Below are 17,400 nucleotides of genomic sequence, written 5' to 3' on the forward strand. Positions count from 1 at the left end.
GGCGGGGTGTCTCCGCGGGTGGCTCCCCGCACCCGGAACGGATCCTGCTGGGAAGTTCGATCGCCACCCTGCGGGGACACCCCGCCACGTCCCCTTCGGTCTCCTGCGCGCTGCGGCTTGGTGGGTTGCGGAGCCCTGGCGAACCGCTACGCGCTCCCGGCCCGGACGAGTCCCGTCTCGTACGCCAGGACGACCGCCTGGACGCGGTCCCGCAGGTCCAGCTTGGTCAGGATGCGGCCGACGTGCGTCTTGACCGTCGCCTCCGACAGCACCAGCCGCTGGGCGATCTCCCCGTTGGACAGCCCCTGCGCCACCAGCAGCAACACCTCGCGCTCGCGCTCGGTGAGCCGGGACAGCTCCGCGCTGGTGGGCTGGTCGCCGCTGGGCGGGAGCATGGGCGCGAAGCGGTCCAGCAGGCGGCGGGTGGTGCTGGGGGCGACGACCGCGTCGCCGCTGTGGACGGCGCGGATCGCGCCGAGCAGTTCGCCGGGCGGCACGTCCTTGAGCATGAAACCGCTGGCCCCGGCCTTGAGCGCGGCGAACGCGTACTCGTCCAGGTCGAAGGTGGTGAGGATCAGCACCCGCGGGCCGTCCTGGTCCGGGTCGCGGTCGGCGCTGCCGCAGATCCTGCGGGTGGCCTCGACCCCGTCGAGCTTCGGCATGCGCACGTCCATCAGCACCACGTCGACGTCGGCCGTGCGCAGCACCTCCAGCGCCTCCGCGCCGTCCCCCGCCTCGGCGACCACCTCCATGTCCGGCTGCGCCTGCAGCACCATCCGGAAGCCGGTGCGCAGCAGCACCTGGTCGTCGACGAGCATTACCCGGATCGCCATTCCCTCAGCCCTCATCCCTCTGCGTTGACAAATCTGATGGAGCGTCAGCGGCCGGGCTTGAGCGGCAGCGCTGCGCTGATCCGGAAGCCTCCGCCCGGCCGCGGCCCGGTGTCCAGCGTGCCGCCGACCATGGCGATGCGCTCCCGCATGCCGATCAGGCCCTGGCCGAGGCCGTCCGCCCCGCCCTCCTCGTACAGCTCGTGCTGCGCACCGCGCCCGTCGTCCTCGATCAGCATCTGCAGTTCGGAGTCCCCGTAGGTGATGTGGACGGCCGCACGGGCGTCCGGGCCGCCGTGCTTGCGGGTGTTGGTCAGCGCCTCCTGCACGATGCGGTACGCGGTCAGCTCGACGCCGCTGGACAGCGGCCGCGGTGTGCCGTCGACGGCGAAGTCCACCGGCAGACCCGCGCCGCGCACCTGGTCTATGAGGTCGCCGAGCTGGTCGACGCCGGGCTGCGGTACGTACTCGCCACCGCTGTCGTCCGACGCGCGCAGCAGTCCGAGCAGTCGGCGCATCTCGGCGAGTGCCAGGCGACCGGTCTGCGAGATGGTGGACAGCGCCTGCTTGGCCTGGTCCGGTGAGGCGTCCAGCACATAGGCGGCGCCGTCGGCCTGCACCACCATCACCGAGACGTTGTGCGCCACCACATCGTGCAGTTCCCGGGCTATCCGGGCCCGCTCGGCGGCGACGGCGGCCTTCGCCTGCGCCTCGCGTTCCCGCTGCAGCCGCTCGGCGCGCTCCTCCAGCTGCGCGTAGTACGCGCGCCGGGTGCGCAGACTGTCGCCGATCACCCAGGCGAGCGCGAACGGGATGGTCATGAAGACGGCGGTGACCATATGCCCCCAGGTGGTCTCCGCACCGGACGGCCAGCGCAGTTCGTACAGCCCCGCCGCGCTCAACGACCCGAGCAGCGCGAGCCTGCGGGCCCACCGGGCGCCGACCGAGGCGACCGTGTAGACGATGACGAGCATCGCGAAGTTGCCGGGTGTGGGGGTGATCTGGAAGACCAGCTGTGCGATGCCGGTGGCGATCGCGAGCAGCAGCATCTTCTCCGGCGCCCGCCGACGCAACGCCACGACCAGCGAGAGCGCCACCGCGGGCGGAATCTCCAGCTCGTTGCTCTGCGAAACGATCTGCAGCGCCGAGAGCCCGAGCAGGACGAACGCCCAGAAGCCGTCGACCATCGTCGGGTGTCTGCGGAAGAAGTCGTAGAGGCGCTGCACGTAACCCAGCGTAGGCACGGGTGATACGTGATGGGGTCAACCGCTAGAGCGATCCTGGGCGATACCCGCTACTCCGCAGGGTGGATGGCCGGTCGCCACGGAGTCACCGCCTACGGTGGAGCGGTGACGACGCGGTGGCAGGGGTGGCGGGAGGCCACCGAGCGTGCGCTGTACGGCCCGGACGGGTTCTTCCGGCGGCCCGAGGGCCCGGCCGGGCATTTCACGACGTCCGTACACGCGTCGCCGCGGTACGCGGCCGCCGTGACGGAGTTGCTCGACAGGGTCGACAAGGCGCTGGGATGCCCCGGCGAGGTGGCGCTGGTGGACATCGGCGCCGGGCGCGGGGAGCTGCTGCACGGGGTGCTGGAGTGCGTGCCCGCGAAGCTGGCGGGACGGCTGACGCTGTACGCGGTCGAGCGCGCAGGACGACCGGACGGCGTGGACCCGCGGATCCAGTGGTGCTCCGGACCGCCGCGCGGCGTGACCGGGCTGCTGTTCGCCAACGAGTGGCTGGACAACGTCCCGGTCGAGGTGGCCGAGACCGACGGGCACGGTACGCCCCGCTACGTTCTGGTCCGCGCCGAGGACGGAGCGGAGCGGCTGGGCGATCCGGTGGCCGGAGCGGACGCCGCCTGGCTTGACCGGTGGTGGCCGATCGCGGGCGCGCCGGGCACGCGCGCCGAGATCGGGCGGCCCCGGGACGCGGCGTGGGCCGAGGCGGTCGGTTCGCTGGCCCGTGGTCTGGCGGTCGCCGTGGACTACGCGCACGAGCGGGACACCCGCCCGCCGTTCGGTACGTTGACCGGCTTCCGGGCGGGGCGCGAGGTCGATCCGGTGCCGGACGGCTCATGCGATCTGACCTCGCATGTGGCGCTGGACGCCTGCGCCGCCGCGTCCGGCGGGACGCAGGAACTGCTGCTGTCCCAGCGGTCCGCGCTGCGCGCCCTGGGGGTCGGCGGCCGGCGCCCGCCCCTCGCCCTGGCCTCGACCGACCCGGTGGGCTACGTCCGTGCCCTGGCCGCGGCCACGCAGGACGCGGAACTGACCGCACCGGGCGGGCTCGGTGACTTCCGCTGGCTGGTGCGGCCGGTCGGCATTCCGGCGGAGGCGGTTTTCACCGCCGGAACGCCGTCGTAGGAGACTGTCCCCATGACGGAGACCACGGTCGGCATCGGCGGCGCCGCGGAAGGCACCGACATGGTGCTCAACATCGGCCCCCAGCACCCCTCCACGCACGGCGTACTGCGGCTGCGGCTGATCCTCGACGGAGAGCGGATCAGCCATGCCGAACCCGTCATCGGCTATATGCACCGCGGCGCGGAGAAGCTCTTCGAGGCACGCGACTACCGCCAGATCATCATGCTCGCCAACCGGCACGACTGGTTGTCGGCGTTCAGCAACGAGCTCGGCGTCGTCATCGCCGTCGAGCGGATGCTCGGCATGGAGGTACCGGAGCGCGCGGTGTGGACGCGCACCCTGCTCGCCGAGTTGAACCGGGTGCTGAACCATCTGATGTTCCTCGGCTCATACCCCCTCGAACTGGGCGGTATCACCCCGGTCTTCTACGCGTTCCGCGAGCGCGAGGAGTTGCAGAACATCCTGGAGGAGGTCTCCGGCGGCCGGATGCACTACATGTTCAACCGGGTCGGCGGCCTCAAGGAGGACCTGCCGAACGGCTGGCTGGGCCGGGCCCGCGAGGCGGTGGCCGACGTGCGCTCCCGGATGGACGTCTTCGACCGACTCGTCCTCGGCAACGAGATCTTCCGCGGTCGCACCCGCGGCGTCGGCGTCCTGACCCCGCAGACGGTGCACGCCTACGGGGTCAGCGGACCCATCGCCCGCGCCTCCGGCGTGGACTTCGACCTGCGGCGCGACGAGCCCTACCTCGCGTACGGGGAGCTCCAGGACACCCTGAACGTCGCCACCCGCACCGAGGGCGACTGCCTGGCGCGGTTCGAGTGCCTGCTGGAGCAGACACACAACTCCCTTGACCTGGCGGACGCCTGCCTGGACCGGATCGCCGAACTGCCGCCCGGGCCGATCAACCAGCGGCTGCCGAAGGTCCTCAAGGCCCCCGAGGGACACACCTACGCGTGGACCGAGAACCCGCTCGGCATCAACGGCTACTACCTGGTCTCCAAGGGCGACAAGACCCCGTACCGGCTCAAGCTGCGCTCGGCCTCGTACAACAACATCCAGGCGCTGACCGAACTGCTGCCGGGCACGCTGGTCGCCGACATGGTGGCGATCCTCGGCTCGATGTTCTTCGTCGTCGGCGACATCGACAAGTAGCCGCCGACGCCCGGCTACTGGGCGCGCAGCGCCCGTACGTCGATCTGCTCGGTCTCGTCGTGCGCGGTCAGGTCGATGACCTCGGGGTCGTCGTCCTGGCCCGCCGCGTGCTCGGCATACGCCTCGTCGCCGATCACATCGGCGAGGTCACGCGCCGCCGGGGTCTTCTGCACTCCGAAGAAGTCGAAGCCGCCCTGCGGACGCTTGGCGACCGCGTTACGGGCCTGGGCGTACGGGAGTACGGCGGCCGACGCCGGGACGAGGCGGGGCTGCTCGGGAAGCGGCGCGTGGTCCTCCTGGGTGCGGGCCCGCGGCGCCGGGTCCTGGCGGGCGCGGGTCTCCAGGGCCTTGGCCTGGCCGCGCTCTTCGCTGGCCGCCGCCCGCTGCGCAGCCTGCTGACGGGCAGCGTTGCGCTCGAAGTTGCGCAGCGCGTTGGCGGCCTTCAGATACGCGGACGCGCTGACCGGGTTGCCGTCGGATGCCGTGGAGGAGGTGATGGCGCGCGGTGCGGCGGCCGCCTCGATCGCCAGCCTGCGGCGGCTTTCCAGGGCGCGGGCCCGCTCGCTCTCCGCGGTCGCGTACCGCCGCAGCAGTTCCGCGTGTTCACCGCGCAGCCGGGAGAGTTCGGTGCGCTTGGCGCGCAGTGTGCTCTCCAGCCGACGGCGGATCTCGCGGGACTCCTCCACATCGGTCTCAAGCTCGGCTATGCGCTCGTCGGTACGCCATTCGTCCCGTACCCGGGCGGCGGTCAGCTCTGCGACCCGCTTGCCCGCGGCGCGGTCCCAGCTGCGCAGCAGGACCGCGCCGGTGCACGCGGCGGCGGCCGCCGCCGCGACGAGCGCGCGGAGGACCACCGCATGATCACCGCTGGGACTGAACCAGGCACCGACGGCGAGGGCCGTTGCCGACCCGGCGACCGTCAGTGGGAGAAGGAGCCTGTGCAGCGGCGGTGAATGGCGGTGTCGTCCACGTGGCATGGCTTGAAACTTAGCGTGCGAAAGGGGCTTGTGGGAGGGGACTGCCCGATTCATCCCGTTCTGTTCTGTCACATATCGGATTGATCTTGCTTAACTCTTGATCAATCCCTTCGATTTGAGGTAGTCCGTGGCGACATCTGATGGCTTCTTCCGCTCCGCGTCCACCTGCTTGTCGAGAGCGGTCAGATCGGCGGTGGTCAGCGCCTTCGTCAGCTTGTCGAGCGCCTCGGCTATCTGCGGCGAACCCGCGTGCTTGGCGTTCACCACCGGCAGCACGTTGTCGGCGTTCTGCAGCTTCTTGTCGTCCTGCAGCAGGACCAGGCCGAACTGGTCAAGAGTGGCATCGGTCGTTGTGGTCAGCACCAGTTGGTCGGTGGCGTCCTTGACCGCCTGCTTGGACTGCGGGGTGCCCACGCCCTTGGGGTCGATGCCGGTCACATCGATGCCGTAGGTCTGCTTCAGTCCGGGCTCGCAGAACGGCCGGTCCGGGCACTCGTCGCCGGCCGCCAACTTCACCGGCGCCTTGGACCCGCCCAGATCGCTCAGGGTTTGCAGATGGTGTTGGTCCGCGAAGGTCCTGGTCACCGCGAACGCGTTCTGGTCGACCGCGCCGCCGGCGCTGAGCACCTTCAGCCCGCGCGGCTCGGCGAGCTTGGTCAACGCGGCCACGGTGGCGTTCACATCGGACGAGGCGACGGGCTTCGCCTTCGGGCCGTTCGCCTTGGCGTTGAGGAACTCCGCGAGCGTCGCCGCGTACTCCGGGACCACATCGATCTGGCCCTTCTCCAGGGCGGGTTCGTACAGCTCGCGGTTGTTCAGCGTCTGGACCGACGTGGAGTATCCGGCGTCGCTGAGCACCTTCGCGTAGAGCTGTGCCAGGACCGAGCTCTCGGTGAACCCGGCGGAGCCGATCACCAGCGAGCCCTTGCCGCCGGAGCCGCCCGAGGCCGACGGGTCGCCGCCCTTCTGCTCCAGACTGCCGCCACCGCAGGCGGACAGTCCCACGGCCAGTACCACCACGGCCGAGGCCGCGCCGACGGCGCGTATGCCGCGCAGACCCTTGTTCATTCGGTTACCCATCTCTTCGGCAGTCCACGGGAGTTGACAGATTGGCGACGGGCGCGGCGCCGGTGGCGCAGCGGGTCGGTGAGCCGCGACAGGGCCACGAAGGCACCCTCGACCAGCAACGCGAGCACGGCGACCAGCAGCGCTCCCGCCACCACCTGCGCTGTGTCATAACGGTTGAAACCGGCTGTGATCAGTCGCCCGAGGCCGCCGCCGCCCGGCAGCGCGGCGAGCGTCGCGGTCGCCACCACCTGCACGGCGGCGGTACGCACCCCGGTCATGATCAGCGGGAAGGCCAACGGGAGTTCCACCCGGGCCAGCAGTTGGCCGCCGGTCATCCCCATACCGCGCGCCGACTCCACGACATCCCGGTCGACCTCGCGCATTCCCACATACGCGTTGGTCAGCAGCGGCGGTATGGCGAACAGCACCAGCGCGATGATCGTCGGCCACTGCCCGTACCGTCCCAGCGGGCTGAGCACCAGCAGCACCAGCACCGCGAAGGTGGGCACCGCGCGCCCGGCGTTGGAGATGTTGATCGCCAGTGCGCCGCCACGGCCGAGATGGCCCAGCAGCAGCCCGAGCGGCAGCGCGATGGCGCAGCTGATCGCCAGACAGACCACCGTGAGGTACAGATGCTCCCCCAGCCGGTGCCATACGCCGTCCCCGCCGGCCCAGTGGGCGCCGGTGGCCAGCCAGGTCCATGCCCCCGAGACCGCCCCCATCACACAGCCGCCTTCCGGGCGCGTATCCGTATTCGGCGCGCGGCGCGCGCGTTCGTCCGCCCTCGCGTCCATGGCGTGAGCAGCCGCTGCACGCCGAGCAGCAGCAGATCGGCGGCTATGGCCAGCACCACGCAGATCGCCGACGCGGTGAGCACCTGGGCCTTGAACAGGCTGTTCATGCCCTCGTAGATGAGGTTGCCGAGGCCGCCGTAGCCGACGATGGCACCGACCGTGGTGAGCGAGACCGCGGAGACCGTGGCGATCCGCAGCCCCGCCATCACCGCGGGCAGCGCCAGCGGGAGCTCGACGCCGAACAGCAGCCGCAACGGCCCGTACCCCATCCCGCGGGCCGCCTCCCGGGCGTCCTCGGGGACCGCCTCAAGGCCCGCCAGTATGTTGCGGACCAGAATCGTCAGCGAGTACAGCACAAGGCCGGTGACCACCACCGCCGCCGAGACCCCGAAGACCGGCAGCAGCAGTGAGTACATCGCCAGCGACGGCACCGTGTACAGGACCGTGGTGAAGCCCAGCACGGGACCGGCGGCCGGGCGCCAGCGCCGGGCGACCAGCGCCAGCGGAAACGCCAGCAGCAATCCGATCGCCACCGAGGCGCCGGTGATCCACAGGTGTTGCAATGTCGCGTCGGTCAACTCCTGGCTGCGGGAGCGCACATACTCCCCGCAGATCCAGTCGTTGGCCGCCAAGCAGTCAGAACCGGCCATCTCGCTCACCTCCCCCGTCTAACCCGTGACGCGAATCCAATGCCTCATGCGAAGCCTGGTACTCGCCGGACGCCGTGTCCTCGCTCGACGTCCTGTCCTCGCTCGATGCCTCGTTCTCTTCCCCGCGTTCGCATTCGATGTCGGAACGACCCTAACCCGCGGCACTGACAATCGCCCTCGGCCGCCACATGGCGGTAACACCGCCTTCACAACCCGCGTGCAATGTCAGCGGTGCGGGGTACGGTCGAGGCCACCGGCCATCGCGGCGACCAAGAGGCGACCAACGAGGACGCATGATCCGATTCGAGCACGTCACCAAGAGCTACCCGGACGGCACCACCGCCGTGGACGACCTGTCGTTCGAGGTCGCCGAGGGCGAACTGGTCACGCTCGTCGGCCCGTCCGGCTGTGGCAAGACCACCACCATGAAGATGGTCAACCGCCTCATAGAACCGACCGAGGGCCGGATCTTCCTGGGCGATGACGACATATCCAGCCTCGATCCGGTGGCGCTGCGCCGCCGGATCGGATACGTCATCCAGCAGGTCGGCCTGTTCCCGCACAAGACCGTGCTGGAGAACACCGCGACCGTCCCGCATCTGCTCGGCTGGCCGCGCCGCAAGGCCCGCGAGCGCGCCGCCGAACTCCTCGACCTGGTCGGGCTCGACCCCGCCGTGCACGGCGAGCGCTATCCCGACCAGCTCTCCGGCGGCCAGCGGCAGCGTGTCGGAGTGGCCCGCGCGCTCGCCGCGGATCCGCCCGTGCTGCTGATGGACGAGCCCTTCGGCGCCGTGGACCCGGTGGTCCGCGAACACCTGCAGTCCGAATTCCTCCGCCTCCAGGAGCAGGTCCGCAAGACCATTCTGTTCGTCACCCATGACATCGAGGAGGCGGTACGGCTCGGCGACCGCATCGCCGTCTACGGCAGCGGGCGGATCGAGCAGTTCGACACGCCCGCGACCGTGCTGGGTGCTCCGGCGACGCCTTACGTCGCCGACTTCGTGGGCTCCGACCGGGGTCTGAAGCGGCTCTCGGTCACCCTGATCGAATCCGGTGACCTCGAACAGCCGCCGGTCGTAAGGCTGGGCGACGGCGCGCGGGAGGCCGCCGGACGGCTGGCCGACGAAGGCGCCCGGTGGGCCGTGGTGCTCGACGGCGAGGGCACGCTGCACGGCTGGGTCGCCGCCGACGCGCTCGGCGACGGGGCGGTGCGCGATCACGCGCGTCGTATGGAGGCGTGGCTTCCCGTCGGGTCCAGCCTCAAGCAGGCGTTCAGCGCGATGCTGCAGCACGATGCGGGGTGGATCGCCGTCCTTGACGGCGACCACTTTCTTGGGGTGCTCACCCCGGGGCGGCTGCATTCCGCTCTACGGCGGTCCATCGGGGCGGATTTGCGGGATGTTGAGCGGGGAGAGGTCCCGCTGGACGCGGTTCCTGGGGCGTGATCTTGCCCTTGGCGGGGGTTCCCCGGGGGGTGAGCTGCCGTTGGCGGGGGTTCCCCGGGGGGTGAGCTGCCGTTGGCGGAGGTTCCCGGGGGGTGATCTTGCCGTTGGCGGGGGTGCTGTAGGTCTCCGCCCGCGGGCGGGGGGCATCGCGCCCGGGGGCGGGGGCATCGCGCCCGGGGCGCGGCCGGGCACGGTGGACGGCAGCGGCCTCGCGCCCCGGTCCGCCGGGGTGGGTGTCAGCGGCCGCGCGCCCGGGGGCGGCCGGGGTGAGCCTCAGCCAGATTCGCGCCCGGGGCGGCCGGGCAGGGTAAGCGGCAGCGGCTTTCGCGCCCGAGCCGGGCGGCGGGGTGTCAGCAGCCTCGCACCCCGGGGGCTGTACGGGCGCGGGCTCGTGCCCGGGGGCGGCCGGGGTGCGTGTCAGCGCCTCGCGCCCCGGTCCGCCGGGGTGGGTGTCAGCGGCCGCGCGCCCGGGGGCGGCCGGGGTGAGCCTCAGCCAGATTCGCGCCCGGGGCGGCCGGGCAGGGTGAGCGGCAGCGGCTTTCGCGCCCGAGCCGGGCGGCGGGGTGTCAGCAGCCTCGCACCCCGGGGGCTGTACGGGCGCGGGCTCGTGCCCGGGTCGGCCGGGGTCCGTGTCAGCGCCTCGCGCCCCGGTCCGCCGGGATGGGTGTCAGCGGCCGCGCGCCCGGGGGCGGCCGGGGGCGAGGGCGCGGGCTCGTGTTAGCGGGGGCGGGCCGGGGTGGGGCCGTTGTTCTCGTCGTCGGGGAGGCGGCAGACGCGCTCGAGGAACATCGCCGCCGCGCACACCGCCGCGCCGGTGAGTACCGAAAGGCCCGCGTACAGCGCCTGGTCGCGGCGGGAGGGAGAGTCCATCGGCGAGGTCAGCAAGAAGACCCCGACGCCGCCGTAGAGCCCGGCGACCAGCGCGGCGACCAGCGCACTGGCATGCCCGAAGACCACCGCGCGGGCGGCCAGCAGCGGGTCCACGCCCTTGGCGCCCGGCCGCCGCTCGCGCTGGGCACGCAGCCTGGCCCGCAGCGACAGCGCTGCGGCCGCCAGCACCACGGCGATCAGCCCGAGCACGATCGGCGCCGCGGCGGGTACGCCAGGCAGCGTGCCCACCGCGTCCCACAGCCGGGCACCGGCCCAGCCCAGCACTCCGGCCAGCAAGAACAGCCCGACCAGCACCCGGAACCGAAGCTGCTTCAACAAGGTCTCCTCATCACAACGCTGCCCCACGGCGCCTCCGGCCGGACGGCGCCCCAAGCCTCAAGGCAACGTCTACTCCGGCAGGCGCAGTTCCACGTCCCCGCGCGGTGTCACGCCCTCACGGCCCACATGCGACAGCAGTTCCTCGACCGGCCCACGGCCCGGCAGCTCGGCCGCCGGGTCCACGTCGTGCCACGGTACGAGAACGAAGGCCCGCTCATGCGCCCGCGGATGCGGAAGGGTGAGCAGCGGGTCGTTGGACACCACGTCCTGGTACGAGACGATGTCCACGTCAATGGTGCGCGGGCCCCAGCGCTCGTCCCGGACCCGGACGAACGCCTCCTCGATCGCATGGGCCCGCTCCAGCAGCGAGCTCGGCGGGAGGGTGGTCTTCACGAGCACCACGGCGTTGAGGTAGTTGGGCTGACTGCCCGGCTCAACGCCCCACGGTTCGGTCTCGTACACCGGGGAGACCGCCTTGACCCGCAGACCGGGGGTGTCGGCGAGGGCGTCGATCGCGCCCTGGAGGGTCTCCAGGCGGTTGCCAAGGTTGCTGCCGAGCGAGACCACCGCCCATTTGGGGTTGTGCAAGGTGGTGTCAGCGGCATCGACGCGTTCCTCAACGGAGGCGGGTACCGGCTGGACGGTGGGGTCGGAACTCACGGGCGCCTCCTATGGATGGTGATGGTCACGTCGTCAAACGGAACGGTGATCGGGGCATGCGGCTTGTGCACGGTCACCTCGACCTCTTCTACCGGCTGGTGCGTCAGGCACTGGTTCGCGATGCGCTCGGCAAGCGTCTCGATGAGGTTGACCGGCTCCCCTTCGACGACCCGTACCACCTCTTCGGCCACCACGCCGTAGTGCACGGTCTTCGTCAGGTCGTCCTCCGCCGCGGCGCGGGACGTGTCGAGTCCGAGCACCAGGTCCACCAGGAAGTCCTGGCCGTTCTCCCGCTCCTCGGGGAAGACCCCGTGATGCCCGCGGCCCTTCAAGCCGCTTAGCGCGACGCGATCCACGAGACATCACTCCTGCTGGTTGTCGGACAGACGGGGGTCCGCCGGTCGTGTGCGGGTCGGCCCGGTTCGCGACTCCACGCCGGAGCCACGAGTCGAAGGTACCTATCGAATCTACCTGCGAGCACCGACAACCCGTGCTGACGGGGTCCCGCCCAACGCCTCTCGGGCCGCCTCGCCCTGGCGGAGACCGCCTGGGCGAACTCGCATGCAGGCGCCTTTACCCGACACTTGGGCGGCCACTCCTGCCTTGGGAAGTTCTTGGCTCGAACGGGTGGCTCGACATGCCCCGGCTGACCATCGGTCGCCTCTTGGACACCAGCCGTACCGCTAGACGCCAGTCGCACCATCTCCGTACTCGTCGTCGTCCTCGTCCTCGGTGCCCTCGGCCATGACCGGGGAACCGTGGTGCGACCACAGCTTCCAGCCCTGCCGGGTGCGCCGGAAGACATTCGTGGCCACCACCAGACCGCCGACCAGCTCGCCCGCGGAGCCGTCCGGCTGGGCGGGGCCGCCGCTGAGGATGTTCTCGCTGCAGGTGACCAGCGCGGCGTCGCCCGCCACCGCCACCTCGACGTCGGTGAGGAAGAACTGCATGTAGTCGGTGTTCGCCATGATCAGTGCGTACGAGCGCAGCACATGGCCGCGGCCGCGCAGCACCGGCCACCCCGGGTGCACCACGGTCACCGAGTCCGCCAGCGGGCCGTCCAGCAGGATGTCCTCCAGAGCGGGCAGGTCGCCGCCCTCCACGGCGTCGTAGAAGGCCTGGTTGACGCGCTCGACCGCCTCCCGCTGGTCTTCCCGCCCGGTGGTCACCCGGCTCCCTCGATCGCCCTGGCCACCCGCACCGCGTCCGCGGTCGGCCGCACGTCGTGGACCCGTACCGCCCAGGCGCCCTCTCGGGCCGCGATCGCGGAGACCGCGGCCGTCGCCGCGTCCCGCTCCCGCGCGGGCGGCGGATCGCCCTGCTCACCGGCGAGCACTCGCCCGAGGAACCGTTTGCGCGATGCCGCCACCAGCAGTGGCCGGCCCAGCTCACGCAGCCGGTCCAGATGCGCCACCAGCACCAGATCGTGCTCGGCCTCCTTGGCGAAGCCGAGTCCCGGGTCGATCACGATGCGTTCCGGGTCGACACCCGCCGCGACCACGGCGTCAAGGCGCTGCCGCAGTTCACCCACCACTTCCGTGGCGACGTCCCGGTAAACCGCCCGGCTGTTCATGTCGATGCTGGCGCCACGCCAGTGCATCACCACGAACGGGATCCGGGCGGCGGCGGCCATCGGCACCATCGCCGGGTCGGCGAGGCCGCCGCTGACGTCGTTGACCATCCGCGCCCCGGCCTCGACGGCCCGCTCGGCGACCGACGCCCGCATGGTGTCCACGCTCACCACAGCCCCGGCGGCGGCCAGCTCCCGTACGACCGGGATCACCCTGCGCAGTTCCTCGGCCTCCTCGACACGCTGAGCGCCCGGCCGGGTCGACTCACCGCCGACGTCGACCAGGTCGGCACCGGAGGCGATCAGGTCGAGGCCGTGTTTGACGGCGAGCTCGGGGTCGAACCACAGACCGCCGTCGGAGAACGAATCGGGCGTGACGTTGACCACGCCCATCACCGCGCACCGGTCCCATTCGGGCAGACCGGCCACCCGGCCTCGTGCATTCACCATGCCCAAAGCGTAGGGCCTGACCGGCCGGATCTCCGTTGGCCCGGCGGGGCCCATGCGTAGGGCCGGTCTCCCACGTGGGAGACCGGCCCTGAGGCACCGCGAGGTGTCAGGCCGCGCGGCCGCCGACCGCGGACAGCCGCTTGTGCTCGGGGTGAGCGCAGTCGCGTTGCTGCGGCTCCCGGCTGACGAAGGGGATCCAGCGCCGCACCCGGGCGGGCAGTTCCAGGGTGATGAAGGCCTCGGCCTGCATCACGGCGAAACCGATCCGGGGCAGGTCGCGGTGGGTCGGGAAGACCATGAACCGCGGTTCCCAGGTCGGCTGGAACTTCGCGTTGAACTTGTACAGCGACTCGATCTGGAACCAGCGGGAGAGGAACACCAGCAGCCCGCGCCAGAAGCGCAGCACCGGTCCAGCGCCGATCCGCTCGCCGCGGGCGAGCGCGGAGCGGAACATCGCGAAGTTCAGCGACACCCGCGCGATGCCCAGCTCCTGCGCGTTCTGCAGGGCGTGCACGATCAGCAGCTCGTTCATGCCCGCGTCCGCCGAGCGGTCGCGGCGCATCAGCTCCAGCGAGATGCCGTCATCGCCCCACGGGACGAAGTGCAGCACGGCCTTGAGGTCGCCGTGCGGCGACGGGTCGTTCTCCTCCGTCTTGTGCGCGGTGACGACGACGCAGTTGCCGTCCTCCGGGTCGCCGAAGCGGCCCAGCGCCATGGAGAAGCCGCGCTCGGTGTCGGTACCGCGCCAGTCGGCGGCGGCCGAGCGGATCCGGGCCCGCTCCGCCTCGTCCAGGTCGCTCACCCGGCGCATCCGGCAGCTGTAGCCGTTGCGCTCGACGCGCTTGACCATCTGCCGGACGTTGCGCATCGCACGGCCGGACAGGGAGAAGGCAGCGGTCTCGACGATCGCCTCGTCGCCCAGCTCCAGGGCGTCCAGGCCGGTCTCCCGGGTCCAGACCTCACCGCCGGTCTCGGAGCAGCCGACCACCGCCGGAATCCAGGCGTGCGCCCTGGCCTCCTCCATGAACCGCTCGATGGCGCCCGGCCAGGCCTCCACATCGCCGATCGGGTCACCACTGGCGAGCATCACGCCGGAGATCACCCGGTAAGAGACCGCGGCCTTGCCGGTCGGCGAGAAGATCACGCTCTTGTCCCGGCGCAGTGCGAAGTGGCCGAGTGAGTCACGGCGCCCGTGCCTGTCGAGCAGCCCGCGGATCTGCTCCTCGTCCTCCGGGCTGAGCACCGCGGTCGGGTGCTCAGGGCGCAGCACCAGGTACGCGGTGCTGAGCAGGATCAGGAAGCCGAGGCCGCCGAGGGAGTAGCCGACGATGTCAGCGGTGCGGTCGTGCACGTAGTGCACCGGGCCGCCGAAGCCGAACAGTCCGTAGAACACCGTCATGACCCGGTCCAGGAAGGACGGGTTGCCGATCTCCGAGTTCGGGTGGGCGTTGACGATCAGCAGGCCGATGCCGAAGCTGACGACGGACAGCACCACGAAGTTGAACGCCGCCCGCCAACGGGTGCGCGGGTCGGACAGCGCCGTGAACTGGCTGCGGTGTGTGAGCAACACCACCAGGAGGCCCACCGAGAGGACGGTGTTGACTATCGACACCCGGTGGTGCAGCACCTCCGCCAGCAGACCGGCTGGCAGCAGCGCCACGGCGGCCATCCAGGCCCGCCGCTTGCGGCGCTTGAGGCCGTGGGCGAGCATCAGCATCAGCAGACCCAGAATGATCGAGGCTGCTGCCGCGATGCTGCTCACCGCGCCCGGCAGGTATCCGGCCCAGGCGTGTACGCGGCTGTGCCGGAGCTGCGGGATGATCCCGGTCGCGAGGTCCAGCAACCCGATCACGGCGCCCACGGTGCCCACCAGTGCGGGCACCTTGCTGCTCGGGGTGAACCGCGGGAGGCGTGCGCGTGAATCCTGTGTGGCGGACGACTCAGTCATTGATGCCGCCCCCTGACGGAACCCTTTTAAGGCGTTCGGCATCTTTGTGTGCAGACATCGGTCTCCCAGCCCCGATAAGTGGATCTTCCGGTCCGATGTGCGTCGGCCGTGCAAGCTCTGTGCGCCCTTTAGGACGAGAGCTTTGGCCGTGAGGTTCCACTTGCCGGGGCTGGACGACCGGTCCACCGAACGGAAAGCGCCTCATGGGTCTCACTAGTAAGAAACTCCTGGTCCTGGTCATCGTGCTGGCGGTGGCCTTCTTCGTCGCCACCATCTGGCTGTGGCCTCGGCTGTCCCGTCAAGGGGTCAAACCCATAGCGGGCCGGATCGGCCTGCTGTTCGGTGGCCAAATGGCGATCCTCGCCGCATTGGGCCTGTCGATCAACTCGTACTTCGGTTTCTACGCCTCGTTCGCCGATCTTTTCGGTACGAACCAGGATCCCGGCCAGGTCGTGGACTACACCGCGGGCGGCACCAGCGGTAAGGACGGTCTGCAGCACCTCAGCTCCCAGGGCGTCGGTGTGCCGGGCGGCGGGTCGCCGGAGAAGGCGGGCCGTATCGACAAGGTCCAGATAAAGGGCCCCAAGACGGGCCTCACCACCCCGGCCTATGTGTACCTGCCGCCGCAGTACTTCCAGAAGGGATACAGCAGGCAGAACTTCCCGGCCACGGTGATACTCACCGGCTACCCGGGCACCGCCGAGTCGCTGATCACCCGGATGAAGTACCCGCAGACAGCGACGGAGCACATCCAGCAGGGCAAGATGCAGCCGATGATCATGGTGATGCTGCGTCCGACCGTGGCTCCGCCGCGCGACACCGAGTGCATGGACGTCCCCGGCGGCCCGCAGGTGGAGACGTTCTTCACCAAGGACCTGCGGCAGACCATCTCCGCGAACTACCGCGTCGGCAACGCCTCCCAGAACTGGGGCATCATGGGCGACTCCACCGGTGGCTACTGCGCCCTGAAGATGTCGATGCGGCACCCGGACAGCTTCTCCGCGGCCGTTTCGCTGTCGGGCTACTACAACACCCACAACGACCCGACCACCGGCGACCTGTTCGGCGGCAGCAAGCAGCTGCAGAACGAGAACGACATGATGTGGTGGCTGAAGAACAAGCCCGCGCCGAAGATCTGGGCGCTGGTCACCAGCAGCAAGCAGGGTGAGTGGGACTACAGCCGCACGGTGGCCTTCATGAACGCCGTCAAGCCCCCGATGCAGATCTCGTCGATCATCCTGCCGAGCGGTGGTCACAACTTCACCACGTGGAACCGCGAGGTGCCCAGCGCCCTCGACTCGCTGAGCCAGCACGTCACCCAGTAGCACCCATCCCCTGCGGGGGCGCACCGTTCAACGCGGCCGGGAGGACAAACGTCCTCCCGGCCGCGGCGCGTTTCGCCCTTCCGGCGGATTTGCGGTCTGGGGTGCGGGCCCTTTTCGGCAGCGCGGCCGCCCGCCGGGGCGCACCCAGTGCGGGGCGCCGGTCGCAGTACGGGGGGCGCCACGGCACGCAGGCGGGCCCGGTACGAGGGCGGGCTCCACGGCACGCAGGCGTGCCCAGTACGGGGGGCGGGTGCCGGGGGTCCTGGCCGTGCCCTAGCGGGCCAGTATCAGGCTCATCGCCTCGGAGCGTGTGGCGGAATCGCGCAGCTGGCCGCGTACGGCGGACGTGGTGGTCTTCGCGCCCGGCTTACGGATACCGCGCATCGACATGCACATGTGCTCGCACTCGACGACGACGATCACACCGCGCGGTTCCAGGATCTCCATCAGGGAGTCGGCGATCTGCGTGGTGAGACGTTCTTGCACCTGAGGGCGGCGGGCGTACACATCGACCAGGCGAGCCAGCTTGGACAGACCGGTGATCTTGCCGCTGGTGGCCGGAATGTAGCCGACGTGGGCGACACCGTGGAACGGCACCAGGTGGTGCTCACAGGTGGAGTACACCTCGATGTCCTTGACCAGCACCATCTCGTCATGGCCGAGGTCGAAGGTGGTGGTGAGCACCTCCTGCGGCGTCTGCCAGAGGCCGGCGAAGACCTCCTTGTAGGCCCGCGCCACGCGTGCCGGAGTCTCCCGCAGACCCTCGCGGTCCGGGTCCTCTCCGACCGCGATCAGAAGTTCGCGGATGGCGTTCTCGGCCCGCTTCTCGTCGAACTCGCCGACGGGAGCCGCGTCGACCAGCGTCACCGGGTCGGTCATGGGAGCCTCGTTCCTGGTACACGTAAGACTTGTGCAAAGCGGAAATGCCGCGCCTCCCAGGCTAGAACCTGGGAGGC

At 70.6% G+C, this 17,400-nt stretch carries 17 protein-coding genes; 4 read left to right on the forward strand and 13 right to left on the reverse strand.

Going from position 1 to position 17,400, the window contains the following annotated elements; genetic code table 11:
* Positions 1-146: 146 nt before the first annotated feature.
* Together P2L57_RS34575 and P2L57_RS34580 are read right to left on the reverse strand one after the other, a co-directional pair.
* Complete coding sequence (locus P2L57_RS34575) at positions 147-833, reverse strand: response regulator (RefSeq protein WP_275821509.1); 687 nt, start codon at positions 831-833, stop codon at positions 147-149.
* A gap of 44 nt (positions 834-877) precedes the next feature.
* The gene (locus P2L57_RS34580; protein ID WP_275821511.1) at positions 878-2,056 is read right to left on the reverse strand and encodes a sensor histidine kinase; all 1,179 of its coding nucleotides are present in this window, start codon (positions 2,054-2,056) and stop codon (positions 878-880) included.
* 84 nt (positions 2,057-2,140) lie between these two features.
* Between P2L57_RS34580 and P2L57_RS34585 the strand changes: the two genes are divergently transcribed.
* Together P2L57_RS34585 and P2L57_RS34590 are read left to right on the forward strand one after the other, a co-directional pair.
* Entirely contained in the window at positions 2,141-3,193 is a 1,053-nt protein-coding gene (locus P2L57_RS34585; RefSeq protein ID WP_372516050.1) for an SAM-dependent methyltransferase, read from the forward strand.
* A 12-nt stretch (positions 3,194-3,205) separates the two neighbouring features.
* On the forward strand, positions 3,206-4,348 hold the full coding sequence (locus P2L57_RS34590) for an NADH-quinone oxidoreductase subunit D (protein ID WP_275821515.1): 1,143 nt from the start codon (positions 3,206-3,208) through the stop codon (positions 4,346-4,348).
* A gap of 14 nt (positions 4,349-4,362) precedes the next feature.
* On the opposite strand, the gene P2L57_RS34595 is transcribed toward P2L57_RS34590, so the two are convergent.
* The 4 genes from P2L57_RS34595 to P2L57_RS34610 form a co-directional block, all read right to left on the reverse strand.
* Positions 4,363-5,325, reverse strand: a complete 963-nt coding sequence (locus P2L57_RS34595; RefSeq protein WP_275821517.1) for a hypothetical protein — start codon at positions 5,323-5,325, stop codon at positions 4,363-4,365.
* Between the two features lie 90 nt (positions 5,326-5,415).
* Positions 5,416-6,393 carry an ABC transporter substrate-binding protein gene (locus tag P2L57_RS34600; RefSeq protein ID WP_275821623.1) on the reverse strand — a complete coding sequence of 326 codons (978 nt, stop codon included), beginning with the start codon at positions 6,391-6,393 and terminating at the stop codon, positions 5,416-5,418.
* The gene (locus P2L57_RS34605; protein ID WP_275821519.1) at positions 6,390-7,115 is read right to left on the reverse strand and encodes an ABC transporter permease; all 726 of its coding nucleotides are present in this window, start codon (positions 7,113-7,115) and stop codon (positions 6,390-6,392) included. The genes P2L57_RS34600 and P2L57_RS34605 overlap by 4 nt, the downstream gene beginning before the upstream one ends.
* Complete coding sequence (locus P2L57_RS34610) at positions 7,115-7,837, reverse strand: ABC transporter permease (protein WP_275821521.1); 723 nt, start codon at positions 7,835-7,837, stop codon at positions 7,115-7,117. Before P2L57_RS34610 ends, P2L57_RS34605 begins: the two co-directional genes overlap by 1 nt.
* 293 nt (positions 7,838-8,130) lie before the next feature.
* Here P2L57_RS34610 and P2L57_RS34615 point away from each other — a divergent pair, with 293 nt between their 5' ends.
* Complete coding sequence (locus P2L57_RS34615) at positions 8,131-9,282, forward strand: betaine/proline/choline family ABC transporter ATP-binding protein (protein ID WP_275821523.1); 1,152 nt, start codon at positions 8,131-8,133, stop codon at positions 9,280-9,282.
* 717 nt (positions 9,283-9,999) lie between these two features.
* Here the strand turns inward: P2L57_RS34615 and P2L57_RS34620 are convergent.
* From P2L57_RS34620 to P2L57_RS34645, 6 genes are all read right to left on the reverse strand, one after another.
* Positions 10,000-10,488 carry a DUF3180 domain-containing protein gene (locus tag P2L57_RS34620; protein ID WP_275821525.1) on the reverse strand — a complete coding sequence of 163 codons (489 nt, stop codon included), beginning with the start codon at positions 10,486-10,488 and terminating at the stop codon, positions 10,000-10,002.
* Positions 10,489-10,560: 72 nt separating this feature from the next.
* Entirely contained in the window at positions 10,561-11,151 is a 591-nt protein-coding gene (folK, locus tag P2L57_RS34625; protein WP_275821527.1) for a 2-amino-4-hydroxy-6-hydroxymethyldihydropteridine diphosphokinase, read from the reverse strand.
* Complete coding sequence (gene folB, locus P2L57_RS34630; RefSeq protein ID WP_275821529.1) at positions 11,148-11,507, reverse strand: dihydroneopterin aldolase; 360 nt, start codon at positions 11,505-11,507, stop codon at positions 11,148-11,150. The genes folK and folB overlap by 4 nt, the downstream gene beginning before the upstream one ends.
* Before the next feature lie 327 nt (positions 11,508-11,834).
* Positions 11,835-12,320, reverse strand: coding sequence for a nuclear transport factor 2 family protein (locus P2L57_RS34635; protein ID WP_275821531.1), 486 nt, complete (start codon positions 12,318-12,320; stop codon positions 11,835-11,837).
* Positions 12,317-13,171, reverse strand: a complete 855-nt coding sequence (folP, locus tag P2L57_RS34640) for a dihydropteroate synthase (RefSeq protein ID WP_275821533.1) — start codon at positions 13,169-13,171, stop codon at positions 12,317-12,319. The genes P2L57_RS34635 and folP overlap by 4 nt, the downstream gene beginning before the upstream one ends.
* 106 nt (positions 13,172-13,277) lie before the next feature.
* Positions 13,278-15,119 carry a phosphatidylglycerol lysyltransferase domain-containing protein gene (locus P2L57_RS34645; RefSeq protein WP_275821535.1) on the reverse strand — a complete coding sequence of 614 codons (1,842 nt, stop codon included), beginning with the start codon at positions 15,117-15,119 and terminating at the stop codon, positions 13,278-13,280.
* Positions 15,120-15,322: 203 nt separating this feature from the next.
* On the opposite strand from P2L57_RS34645, the gene P2L57_RS34650 reads away from it, so the two are divergent.
* On the forward strand, positions 15,323-16,444 hold the full coding sequence (locus P2L57_RS34650; RefSeq protein WP_275821537.1) for an alpha/beta hydrolase: 1,122 nt from the start codon (positions 15,323-15,325) through the stop codon (positions 16,442-16,444).
* A gap of 273 nt (positions 16,445-16,717) precedes the next feature.
* Here the strand turns inward: P2L57_RS34650 and folE are convergent, their stop codons facing one another.
* Positions 16,718-17,323 (reverse strand): GTP cyclohydrolase I FolE, encoded by a 606-nt coding sequence (gene folE / locus P2L57_RS34655; protein WP_275821539.1) that lies wholly within the window; start codon positions 17,321-17,323, stop codon positions 16,718-16,720.
* Positions 17,324-17,400: the final 77 nt, after the last annotated feature.

This window comes from Streptantibioticus ferralitis, from assembly GCF_029223525.1.
Lineage (GTDB): Bacteria > Actinomycetota > Actinomycetes > Streptomycetales > Streptomycetaceae > Streptantibioticus_A > Streptantibioticus_A ferralitis.

What these genes read in the sequence shown, in the direction of transcription:
- P2L57_RS34575 (WP_275821509.1), bottom strand. Translation starts at nt 833, where the DNA reads ATGGCGATCCGGGTAATGCTCGTCGACGACCAGGTGCTGCTGCGCACC.
- P2L57_RS34605 (WP_275821519.1), bottom strand. Translation starts at nt 7,115, where the DNA reads ATGGGGGCGGTCTCGGGGGCATGGACCTGGCTGGCCACCGGCGCCCAC.
- P2L57_RS34650 (WP_275821537.1), top strand. Translation starts at nt 15,323, where the DNA reads ATGGGTCTCACTAGTAAGAAACTCCTGGTCCTGGTCATCGTGCTGGCG.
- folP (WP_275821533.1), bottom strand. Translation starts at nt 13,171, where the DNA reads ATGGTGAATGCACGAGGCCGGGTGGCCGGTCTGCCCGAATGGGACCGG.
- P2L57_RS34590 (WP_275821515.1), top strand. Translation starts at nt 3,206, where the DNA reads ATGACGGAGACCACGGTCGGCATCGGCGGCGCCGCGGAAGGCACCGAC.
- P2L57_RS34595 (WP_275821517.1), bottom strand. Translation starts at nt 5,325, where the DNA reads ATGCCACGTGGACGACACCGCCATTCACCGCCGCTGCACAGGCTCCTT.
- P2L57_RS34615 (WP_275821523.1), top strand. Translation starts at nt 8,131, where the DNA reads ATGATCCGATTCGAGCACGTCACCAAGAGCTACCCGGACGGCACCACC.
- P2L57_RS34645 (WP_275821535.1), bottom strand. Translation starts at nt 15,119, where the DNA reads ATGACTGAGTCGTCCGCCACACAGGATTCACGCGCACGCCTCCCGCGG.
- P2L57_RS34610 (WP_275821521.1), bottom strand. Translation starts at nt 7,837, where the DNA reads ATGGCCGGTTCTGACTGCTTGGCGGCCAACGACTGGATCTGCGGGGAG.
- P2L57_RS34585 (WP_372516050.1), top strand. Translation starts at nt 2,141, where the DNA reads ATGGCCGGTCGCCACGGAGTCACCGCCTACGGTGGAGCGGTGACGACG.
- folE (WP_275821539.1), bottom strand. Translation starts at nt 17,323, where the DNA reads ATGACCGACCCGGTGACGCTGGTCGACGCGGCTCCCGTCGGCGAGTTC.
- P2L57_RS34600 (WP_275821623.1), bottom strand. Translation starts at nt 6,393, where the DNA reads ATGAACAAGGGTCTGCGCGGCATACGCGCCGTCGGCGCGGCCTCGGCC.